The sequence below is a fragment of the Hydrogenophaga sp. 70-12 genome, from assembly GCF_001897365.1.
Taxonomy (GTDB): Bacteria; Pseudomonadota; Gammaproteobacteria; order Burkholderiales; family Burkholderiaceae_C; genus Hydrogenophaga; species Hydrogenophaga borbori.
The window spans coordinates 1-9813 of sequence record NZ_MKSS01000233.1 but is presented as its reverse complement, the minus strand read 5'-3'; the positions used below and the strand labels follow the sequence as shown (position 1 = coordinate 9813).

At 70.8% G+C, this 9813-nt stretch carries 9 protein-coding genes; 5 read left to right on the top strand and 4 right to left on the bottom strand.

Translation table 11 applies throughout. The features are described 5' to 3' along the window. Nucleotides 1–706, top strand: a 706-nt coding sequence (locus tag BGO22_RS13445) for a dienelactone hydrolase family protein (protein WP_286851261.1), incomplete at its 5' end; no start/stop codon positions are given. A 140-nt stretch (nucleotides 707–846) separates the two neighbouring features. Further along, entirely contained in the window at nucleotides 847–1656 is an 810-nt protein-coding gene (locus tag BGO22_RS13440; protein WP_070398801.1) for a ZIP family metal transporter, read from the top strand. Between the two features lie 22 nt (nucleotides 1657–1678). Here the strand turns inward: BGO22_RS13440 and BGO22_RS13435 are convergent, their stop codons facing one another. From BGO22_RS13435 to BGO22_RS13420, 4 genes are all read right to left on the bottom strand, one after another. Next, a complete protein-coding gene (locus tag BGO22_RS13435) occupies nucleotides 1679–4276 on the bottom strand; it encodes a PAS domain S-box protein (protein WP_070398800.1) in 2598 nt (865 codons plus the stop codon). After that, a complete protein-coding gene (locus BGO22_RS13430; protein WP_070398799.1) occupies nucleotides 4276–5127 on the bottom strand; it encodes a sulfurtransferase in 852 nt (283 codons plus the stop codon). Before BGO22_RS13430 ends, BGO22_RS13435 begins: the two co-directional genes overlap by 1 nt. 45 nt (nucleotides 5128–5172) lie before the next feature. Beyond that, nucleotides 5173–6063 carry a DMT family transporter gene (locus BGO22_RS13425; protein WP_070398798.1) on the bottom strand — a complete coding sequence of 297 codons (891 nt, stop codon included), beginning with the start codon at nucleotides 6061–6063 and terminating at the stop codon, nucleotides 5173–5175. A gap of 106 nt (nucleotides 6064–6169) precedes the next feature. Further along, entirely contained in the window at nucleotides 6170–7330 is a 1161-nt protein-coding gene (locus tag BGO22_RS13420; protein WP_070398797.1) for an aromatic ring-hydroxylating oxygenase subunit alpha, read from the bottom strand. A gap of 242 nt (nucleotides 7331–7572) precedes the next feature. Between BGO22_RS13420 and xseB the strand changes: the two genes are divergently transcribed. The 3 genes from xseB to BGO22_RS13405 form a co-directional block, all read left to right on the top strand. After that, on the top strand, nucleotides 7573–7824 hold the full coding sequence (gene xseB / locus BGO22_RS13415) for an exodeoxyribonuclease VII small subunit (protein WP_070398796.1): 252 nt from the start codon (nucleotides 7573–7575) through the stop codon (nucleotides 7822–7824). Next, complete coding sequence (locus tag BGO22_RS13410) at nucleotides 7821–8804, top strand: polyprenyl synthetase family protein (RefSeq protein WP_239478268.1); 984 nt, start codon at nucleotides 7821–7823, stop codon at nucleotides 8802–8804. The genes xseB and BGO22_RS13410 overlap by 4 nt, the downstream gene beginning before the upstream one ends. 33 nt (nucleotides 8805–8837) lie before the next feature. After that, on the top strand, nucleotides 8838–9813 hold a 976-nt coding region (locus BGO22_RS13405), incomplete at its 3' end, for a 1-deoxy-D-xylulose-5-phosphate synthase N-terminal domain-containing protein (protein ID WP_286851255.1).

The window sequence follows — 9813 nt, the reverse complement described above, 5'->3', positions numbered from 1 at the left end:
TGTGGCCGGTTTCAAGATGCCGGCCTACCGCGCCGCGCCGGCCGGCAAGACCGGCCTGCCCGTGGTGCTGGTGCTGTCCGAGATCTTCGGCGTGCACGAGTACATCGCCGACACCGCGCGCCGCTTCGCCAAGGCGGGCTATCTGGCCATCGCCCCCGAGCTGTTCGTGCGCCAGGGCGACGCCCAGGGTTACGGCGAAATGGCCAAGCTCATCGCCGAAGTGATCAGCCAGGTGCCCGACGCCCAGGTGATGGGCGACCTGGACGCCACCGTGAAGTGGGCGGCCGCCAACGGCGGCGACACCAGCAAGCTGGGCATCACCGGCTTTTGCTGGGGCGGGCGCCAGGTCTGGCTGTACAGCGCGCACAACCCGGCGGTGAAGGCGGGCGTGGCCTGGTATGGGCGCCTGGTGGGGCAGCAGAACGCGCTCACCCCGAAGAACCCGGTGGACGTGGCCGGCCAGCTGCACGGCCCGGTGCTGGGGCTCTACGGCGCGGCCGACACCGGCATCCCGCTTGACACGGTTGATAAGATGAAATCGGCCTTGGCGGGCGGCAGCGCGGCGGCCAAGGCTTCGACCTTCGTGGTGTACCCAGACGCACCGCACGCCTTCCACGCCGACTACCGGCCGAGCTTCCGCAAGGAGCCGGCCGAGGACGGCTGGAAGCGTGCCCTGGCCTGGTTCAAGCAGCACGGCGTGGCCTGAAACGAGACACCTCGCCGCGCTTCGCGCGACCCCCTCAAGGGGGCGACACCCGCGGCCCGGCCCAGCCGGTTCCGCGGTGTCACTCGGTTCGACCGCCCGTGCTCCGCAGGTCTTGTTCTACCGAGTAACTGAATACTGATATGACCTTGTTGGCCATTCTTATCGGAACGGTCGCGGCCGGTGTCGGCAGCGTGTGGATCGCGGCGCTGCTGGGCTACGCCATGCTGGCGCGCTTCACGCAGCACATGCTCAGCCTGGCGGCCGGCGCCCTGCTGGCCACGGCCTTCATGCACCTGCTGCCCGAAGCCTTCGAGAGCGCGGCCGGCGCGCACGAGCTGTTCGCGCTGCTGCTGGGCGGCCTGGTGTTCTTCTTCCTGCTCGACAAGGCCGAACTCTGGCACCACGGCCACGAGCATGGCCATGAACACGGCCAGGAGGCCGGGGACGGGCACGCCCACCACCACCACCACGGGCACCACCACCACGAGGAGCGGCGCGCCGGCGGCTGGGCCGTGCTGCTGGGCGACAGCGTGCACGCCTTCGGCGACGGCATCCTGATCGCCTCGGCCTTCGTGGCCGACCTGCGGCTGGGCGTGGTGGCGGCCCTGGCGGTGCTGGCGCATGAGGTGCCGCACCACATGGGCGACCTGGTGGTGCTGCGCCAGACCTCGCGCTCGCCGCGCGCGGCCCTGCTCAAGGTGTCGATGGCGGGCACGGTCACGGCCCTGGGCGGCCTGGTGGGCTACGCGCTGCTGGCCTCGCTGGACGACTGGCTGCCGTACTTCCTGGTGGCGGCGTCCAGCAGCTTCGTCTACGTGGCGCTGGCCGACCTGATCCCGCAGCTGCAGAAGCGGCTGAGCCTGCGCGAGACGGTGGCGCAGATCGCCTGGCTGGCGGTGGGCATCGGCATGGTCACGCTGGTGAGCGGCCTGGCGCACGGCGGGCACTGAGCGCGCCGGGCCGGGCGCCCGCTCACAGTTTCTGCGACTCGCTCTCGCTCCAGCGTGGCGGGTTGCCGAAGCAGAAGCGGAAGGTGGCGCCCTGGCCGACGGCGCCTTCGGCCGAGAGCCGGCCGTCGTGCCGCTCGATGATGCGGCGCACCGTGGCCAGGCCGATGCCGGTGCCTTCGAACTCGCTGGGCCGGTGCAGGCGCTGGAAGGGTTTGAAGAGCTGGTCGACGTACTTCATGTCGAAGCCCACGCCGTTGTCGCGCACGAAGAAGCTGGGCGTGCCGTCCTCGGCAATGCCGTCCAGGCCGAACTCGATGTGGGCCTCCTCGCGGTCGCGCGTGTACTTCAGCGCGTTGCCGATGAGGTTTTCCAGCACGATGCGGGCCAGGCGCGGGTCGCAGTCGGCCTCCAGGTCTTGCGCCAGCTCGGCGCGCACGCGGCGCTGCGGCGCGCGCGCCAGTTCGTGGTCGAGCACGCTGCGCGCGAGCTCGCTCAGGTCGATCGGGCTGCGCTGCAGCACACCCTGGCTCACGCGCGCCAGCGCCAGGAGGTCGTTGATGATGGCGCCCATGCGCTGCGAGGACTGCAGCACGCGGTCGAACAGCTGCTGCGTGTCCTCGTCGAGCTTGCCGTCGAGCTGCTCCTGCATGAGGCGCGTGAAGCCGTCGATGGCGCGCAGCGGCGATTTGAGGTCGTGCGAGACGGAGTAGGCGAAGGCGTCGAGTTCGGCGTTGAGCTTCTGCAGCTCGGCCGTGCGCTCGCGCACGCGCTGCTCCAGCGTTTCGTTCAGGCTCACGATCTCGCGCTCGCGGCGCAGGCGCAGCAGCTCGGCGTTGGCGCGGCTGGCGAAGATGGAGATGAGGGCCTGGACGTCGGCCTTCACCGTCACCGGCGTGCGCCACATGGCGATCAGCATGCCGGTGGCCTGGCCATCGGCGTCGCGCAGCGCCTGGCCCAGGTAGGCCTGGAAGCCCTGGGCGCGCAGCTGCGGCGCGTTGGGGTAGTTCTCGGCCAGTTGGGCGGTGCAGGTCATCAGGCCGGTCTGGCGCAGGGTGTCGGCGCAGGGCGTGCCGGCCACGTTGAAGCGGAAGTTGCGTGCGGCGCGGCCGTCGCGCCACACGCCCAGGGTCTGCAGCTCGCCGTCGTCGGTGGTCTCGGCCAGGGCCACGAGGTTGGCGCCGATGGCGTTGCTCAGGGTTTCCGCCAGCGCGCCGAAGAAGGCCTCGCCGGTCTCGGCGGCCACGCCCTTGGCCACTTCGAGCAGCAGGGCCTCGCGGCGCTTCTCTTCGCTGACGTTGACGCTGGAGGACAGGATGCAGGGCTCGCCGTCGATGTCGACGATCTCGGCCCAGACGCGCGAGTCGACCAGCGTGCCGTCCTTGTGCCGCATCTGCGTGTCGTAGCCGTCCACGTGGCCATCGCGGCGCAGGCGCTCGATGAAGCGCTCGCGGTCCTCTGGCGTGAGCCAGGCACCGACCTCGACCGAGGTGCGCCCCAGCAACTCCTCGGGTTCCAGGCCCTGCGCCTTGTCCTTGGCGCGGTTCACTTCCAGGAAGCGGCCGTCGGACAGGCGCGTGATGGTGAGGTTGAGCGGCGCGAAGTGGAAGGCCTTGGAGAACAGCGCCTCGGAGCGCTGCAGGCGGCGGATGAGCTCTTCGCGGCCGGTCATGTCGCTCACCGTGGTGATGATGAGCCGGTCCTCGTCGTCGTTGCCCATCTCGCTGGAGACCATGGCGTCGAACTCGCTGCCGTCGGCGCGGCGGCCGCGGGCGCGGTGCTGGGCGATGTGGCGCTCGGCGATCAGGCGCTCCATGTAGCGCTCGCGCTCCATGGGGTCGGCCCAGAGGAAGGTGTCCTGGCGGCCCAGTACCTGGCTGCGCCGGTGGCCGTAGCAGCGCTCGAAGGCGGGGTTGACGTCGAGGATGGCGCCCGTGCGCGCGGACTGCGCGATCATGGGGCTCGGGCTGGAGCGGAAGATGCGCGTGAAGCGTTCCAGGCTGCGGTCGCGCTCCTGCTCGGTCTGGTGGCGCCGCTCGAGCTCGTGCCGCAGGCGCTGCAGCGCGCGGTGGCTGACGGCGCGGCCGTGCATGACGACCAGGCCCACGACCACCAGGGTGGTGGCCTGCGTGAGCCACACGCGCAGGTTCATCGAGAAGTTGGGCGTGTGCGCGAAGCCGCCCTGGGCTTCGATCCAGCCCAGCAGGCCCAGCAGCGCGGCCGTGACCACCACCGAGGCCAGCAGCGCGCGCCGTCCGAGGAAGATGCCCGCCCCGACCACCGCGGCCACGAACAGGAAGTTGACCGCCGTGCGCACCGAGCCATAGACGACCACCGAGAACGTGGCGGTGGTCAGCACGCCCAGGATGACCAGCGCGGCCACCGGTTCCGGCGAGAGCCGGCGCGTGCGCAGCGCCAGCCAGCAGGCCCAGGCCACGGCCGACAGGGCGCCGGCGAGGGAGGCCTCGCTCTGCTCGGGGGGCGACAGCAGCAGGTCCATCGCGGCGATGCCCAGCGCCGCGATGCCGACCACCATGCAGACCCACAGCAGGGTCTTGCGCAGGTCGGCCGCGTCGGGCGTTTCGGCCCGCGCCGATACGCCGACCGAGTCAGGCCCTTGCATCAGCCTCTCGCACGCGGCGTTCCCTCGGTGTTGCACCAGGCGCTCCAGCTGCCCGGGTACAGGGTGGTGGTGCCCAGGCCGGCGACGGCCATGGCCAGCAGATTGGGCACGGCGCTCACGCCGCTGCCGCACTGGTGCACCACGCCGGCGGGGTCGCGGCCGCCGAGCAGGGCGTCGAATTCGCGGCGCAGCTGGTCGGCGGGCTTGAGGCGGCCATCGGCCTGCAGGTTCTCGCCGAAGGGGCGGTTGAGTGCGCCCGGCACATGGCCCGCCACCGGGTCCAGTGGCTCGACCTCGCCGCGAAAGCGCGCGCCCGCGCGCGCGTCGATGACGGTGGTGTCGGCCCGGCCCAGGCGGGCCTGCAGGCCCGCCGTGTCCACCGTGGGCGCCAGCGAAGGCCCCAGGCGAAAGTCGCCCGCCGGACGGGCCTGCGCCGGGCCGCTGTCCAACGCGCCGCCGGCGGCTTTCCAGGCGGCCAGGCCGCCATCGAGCACGGCCACGGCCTCGTGGCCGCACCAGCGCAGCATCCACCACAGCCGGCCGCAGTAGTTGAGGCCCTGGCGGTCCATGGCCACCACTTGCACGCCCGGGTTCAGGCCCAGCTCGGCCAGCCGGGCCGCGAAGCGCTCGCGGCTGGGCAGGGGGTGTCGGCCCTCGCTGGCCGGGCGGCCCTTGTCGCTGAGGTCGCGGTCCAGGTCCACGTAGATCGCACCGGGCAGGTGCTCGGCCTCGAACTGCGCGCGGCCCGCGGCCGGGTTCATCAGGTCGAAGCTGCAGTCCATCACCAGCACGGGGGCGCCGGTGTCGAGCAGGGCCCGCAGCTCGCGGACTTGTATCAACAAGTTAAGCATGCGCACATTGTGATGCAGATCGCATGCGTTTCCCGTGGCCCGGGGCTAGGGTTCTTCCGCAGGCACGGGCGGCACGGTGCGCGAGCGCAGCACGGTGGCCGCGATGCCGCTGACGACGATCAGCGCCATGCCGAGCCAGCCGATCAGCGGCAGGCGGTCGCCGAACACGGTGATGCCGAACAGCGCCGCGAACACGATGCCTGAGTACTGCAGGTTGGCGACCACCATGGTGGCGCCTTGCGCGTAGGCGCGCGTCAGGCACAGCTGCCCGAACACCGCGAGCAGGCCGATGGGCAGCAGCCACAGCGCGCCGGGCCAGTGCCAGGGGGTGGCGCCGACGAACATCATGCCGAGGAGTCCCGCCAGCGCCGAGCCGAGCGAAAAGTAGAAGACCGTGCGGCTCTCCGGCTCGCCCACCTTGGACAGCGCGGCCACCTGCAGGTAGGCCAGGGCGGCGAACACGCCCGACAGCAGGCCCACCAGGCCGGCGAAGGCCTGGTCATGGTGGAAGCTGGGCCGCAGCATGAGGCCCACGCCCACGAAGCCCGCGATCACCGTGAAGAACAGCGGCGCCTGTTCGCGCACCGGCGAGCCGCGCGCCTGCGTGAGCACCGCGCCGCCGAGCAGGAAGGTGGCGATCCACACGCTGCTCATGTAATTGAGCGTCATGGCCGTGGCCAGCGGCAGCAGGGCGATGGCGTAGAACCAGGCCGTGAGCGAGATGGTGCCGACCAGGCTGCGCCAGGCGTGCATCATGGGCACGCGGGTGGCCAGCGACACGCCCTGCCAGCGCGTCAGGCCCCACAGGAAGGCCATGCCCACGAGGCCGCGGTAGAACACGGTCTCGAAGCTGTTGAAGTGCGCGGCGGCGAACTTGATGCACACGCCCATGCTCGCGAAGAAGAGGGATGCGAGCAGCATCCAGAGCGCCTGCATGCGTCAGCCCCCACGCTCCGCCGCTGCGCGGCTCGCTGCCCCCCGAGGGGGGGCGTTGCGCCTTGGGGCGGCCCGGCGGCGAAACCTGTTCGCGTAGATGCGCATATCAGCCGGCGAAGGCCGTGCCCATCTTCTCGCGGTACCACTCGTGGAAGTGCTGCATGCCGTCTTCCATGGGGCTCTGGTAGGGGCCGACCTCGTTGTCGCCGCGCGCCAGCAGGGCCTTGCGGCCCGCGTCCATGCGCTCGGCGATCTCGTCGTCCTCGATGCAGGTCTCCATGTAGGCCGCGCGCTGCGCCTCGACGAATTCCCGCTCGAAGGCGGCGATTTCCTCGGGGTAGTAGAACTCCACCATGTTGAGCGTCTTGTCCACGCCGATAGGGTGCAACGTGGAGACGGTCAGCACGTGCGGGTACCACTCCACCATGATGTGCGGGTAGTAGGTGAGCCAGATCGCGCCTTGCTCGGGCAGCTGGCCCTGGCGGTAGTTCATCAGCACATCGTGCCAGCGCTGGTAGGTGGGGCTGCCAGCTTGGCCGAGCAGGTTCTGCGCGCCCACCGTCTGCACCGAGTACTCGCGCCGGAACTCCCAGCGCAGGTCCTCGCAGGTGACGAAGTTGCCCAGGCCCGGATGGAAGGGCCCCACGTGGTAGTCCTCAAGATAGACCTCGATGAAGGTCTTCCAGTTGTAGTTGCACTCGTGCAGTTCGACGTGGTCGAGCACCATGCCCTCGAAGCTCAGCGTCTCGCGCGGGCCCATGCCGGCCAGGTCGGCCTCGATGTCGCGGCCGTTGTCCTCGAACAGCAGGCCGTTCCACTCGCGCAGCCGGTAGTTGTTGAGGTTCAGGCAGGGGTCGTGCGCGAAGTGGGGCGCGCCCAGCAGCTGGCCGGCGGGGCCGGCGCCGGCGGGCGTGTGGGTGCCGCTGTAGGTCCAGCGGTGCAGGGGGCAGACGATGTTGCCTCCCGCGTGGCCGGGCTGGTGGCCCTGCAGGTTGCCGCGGCCCTTGAGCATGATGGCCTGGCGGTGGCGGCAGACGTTGGAGATCAGCTCGACGCCCGAGGGCGTGCGCACCAGTGCGCGGCCTCCGCCCTCTTGCGGCAGGGCGTGGTAGTCGCCGATGTTCGGAACGGAGAGAGCGTGCCCCACGTAGCGGGGCCCGCGCTGAAAGATCGTCTCCAGCTCGCGCTGGAACAGCGCCTGGTCGAAGTAACTCGACACCGGGAATTGGCTTTTGGCCTGCTGAAGTTGAAGACTCAAATCAGACATGCTTGTCCTGACCTAAAGACTCCCCCTATGAAGGGGCAGGGAAGCGCTGTGCTCGTCAGACGAATTCGCGCGGGATGGGTGTGGGTGCGTCCCTCCGGGCCCGCAGGGCCCGTCGTTTCGGAAAAAAAGAGCGCGGATTGTACCCCTGGGGTGCATCGGGCGTGGGGCGGCGGAAATGCCCCCTCGCTAAAATGGCCGCTTTGTCTCGAATGCCCCCCAGGGGTTTCTTTCCCACGAGGCCCATGACGCCACCGCCCGCCCGCAAGGCCCCCGCCGAGACACCGCCCGTGGCCCCCAGCTACGAGGCCGCGCTGCAGGAACTCGAGCAACTCGTTGCCCAGCTCGACGCCGGCCAGTTGCCCCTTGACCAACTGCTCTCGCGCTACCAGCGCGGCGCCGAGCTGCTGGCCTTCTGCCGCGACCGTCTGCAGGCGGTGGAGCAGCAGATCCAGGTGTTCGAGGCCGGGCAGAGCAAGCCCTGGGAGGCCGAATGAACGGGGCCCCCCACGCTCCCTCGCTGCGCGAGTCGCGGCCCCCCCAGGGGGCTGAGCCGTCTTGGGGCGGCCCGGCGGCGGCTCGCGCGGTGCTGGACCAGACCTTCGTGCAGTGGCGCAGCGCGCAGCAGGCCGCGGTGGAGCAGGCGCTGTCGGGCTGGGTGCCCCTGGACGCCCCCGCCGGCCTGGGCGAGGCCATGCGCTACGCGGTGCTCGACGGCGGCAAGCGCCTGCGCCCGCTGCTGGTGCTGGCCACCTGCGAGGCCGTGGGCGGCCAGGCCGACGCCGCGATGCGCGCGGCCTGCGCGGTGGAACTCATCCACGCCTACTCCCTGGTGCACGACGACATGCCCTGCATGGACAACGACGTGCTGCGCCGGGGCAAGCCCACGGTGCACGTGAAGTTCGGCGAGGCCCAGGCCCTGCTCGCGGGCGATGCCCTGCAGGCCCTGGCCTTCGAGCTGCTGGTGCCCGGCGACGGCAGCCTGGGCGACGCCATGAGCGCGCGCCTGTGCCGCCTGCTGGCGCTGGCCGCCGGGGCCGACGGCATGGCCGGCGGCCAGGCGGTGGACCTGGCCAGCGTGGGCATCGCCCTGGACCAGCGCCAGCTGGAGGCCATGCACCGGCGCAAGACCGGCGCCTTGCTGCAGGCCAGCGTCACCATGGGCGCGGCCACCGGCGCCGTGGCGCGCGACACCCTGGCCGCACTCGCCGACTACGGCGCCTGCGTCGGCCTGGCCTTCCAGGTGGTGGACGACATCCTCGACGTCACCGCCGATTCGGCCACGCTGGGCAAGACCGCGGGCAAGGACGCCGCGGCCGACAAGCCCACCTTCGTGTCGCTCATGGGGCTGGGGCCGGCCCAGGCCTATGCCGACAATGTGCTGGCGCGCGCCCACGCCGCGCTGGACCGCAGCGGCCTCGAGCGGCCTGGCACGCTGCATGCCCTGGCCGACTGGGTGGCCCACCGCGCCAGCTGAGGCCCGAGAACCGTCCGTGAACGACGACGCTCCATGAACGCACCGATCACCGCCTTGCTCGACACCATCTCATCGCCGGCGCAGCTGCGCCAGCTCACGCGCCCGCAGCTCAAGCCGCTGGCGGACGAGCTGCGGCAGTTCCTGCTCAACAGCGTGGCGCGCACCGGCGGGCACCTGAGCTCCAACCTCGGCACGGTCGAGCTCACCATCGCGCTGCACTACGTCTTCAACACACCCGAGGACCGGCTGGTGTGGGACGTGGGCCACCAGACCTACCCGCACAAGATCCTCACCGGCCGGCGCGACCGCATGGACACGCTGCGCCAGCTCGGCGGCATCAGCGGCTTCCCGCGCCGCGACGAGAGCGAGTACGACACCTTCGGCACCGCCCACTCGTCCACCAGCATCTCGGCCGCGCTGGGCATGGCCCTGGCGGCCAAGGCCAAGGGCGAGGACCGCCGCGCGGTGGCCATCATCGGCGACGGCGCCATGACCGCCGGCATGGCCTTCGAGGCACTGAACAACGCAGGCGTGGCCGACGGCAAGCTGTTGGTCGTGCTCAACGACAACGACATGTCGATCTCGCCGCCCGTGGGCGCGCTCAACCGCTACCTCGCGCAGCTCATGAGCGGGCAGTTCTACGCCGCCGCCAAGCACGTGGGCAAGCAGGTGCTCAAGGGAGCGCCGCCGCTGTTCGAGCTGGCCAAGCGGTTCGAGCAGCAGGCCAAGGGCATGGTGGTGCCGGCCACGCTGTTCGAGAAATTCGGCTTCAACTACATCGGCCCCATCGACGGCCACGACCTCGACTCGCTGATCCCCACGCTGGAGAACATCCGCCAGCTCATGGACGCCCACGAGGGCCCGCAGTTCCTGCACGTGGTCACCAAGAAGGGCCAGGGCTACAAGCTCGCCGAGGCCGATCCGGTGGCCTACCACGGCCCCGGCAAGTTCGACCCCGCCGTGGGCCTGACCAAGCCCGCCACGCCGCCCAAGACCACCTTCACGCAGG

Excerpts from the sequence above, each read along its gene's own strand:
- BGO22_RS13440 (WP_070398801.1), top strand. The coding sequence starts at position 847 with ATGACCTTGTTGGCCATTCTTATCGGAACGGTCGCGGCCGGTGTCGGC.
- BGO22_RS13435 (WP_070398800.1), bottom strand. The coding sequence starts at position 4,276 with ATGCAAGGGCCTGACTCGGTCGGCGTATCGGCGCGGGCCGAAACGCCC.
- BGO22_RS13430 (WP_070398799.1), bottom strand. The coding sequence starts at position 5,127 with ATGCTTAACTTGTTGATACAAGTCCGCGAGCTGCGGGCCCTGCTCGAC.
- BGO22_RS13425 (WP_070398798.1), bottom strand. The coding sequence starts at position 6,063 with ATGCAGGCGCTCTGGATGCTGCTCGCATCCCTCTTCTTCGCGAGCATG.
- BGO22_RS13420 (WP_070398797.1), bottom strand. The coding sequence starts at position 7,330 with ATGTCTGATTTGAGTCTTCAACTTCAGCAGGCCAAAAGCCAATTCCCG.
- xseB (WP_070398796.1), top strand. The coding sequence starts at position 7,573 with ATGACGCCACCGCCCGCCCGCAAGGCCCCCGCCGAGACACCGCCCGTG.
- BGO22_RS13410 (WP_239478268.1), top strand. The coding sequence starts at position 7,821 with ATGAACGGGGCCCCCCACGCTCCCTCGCTGCGCGAGTCGCGGCCCCCC.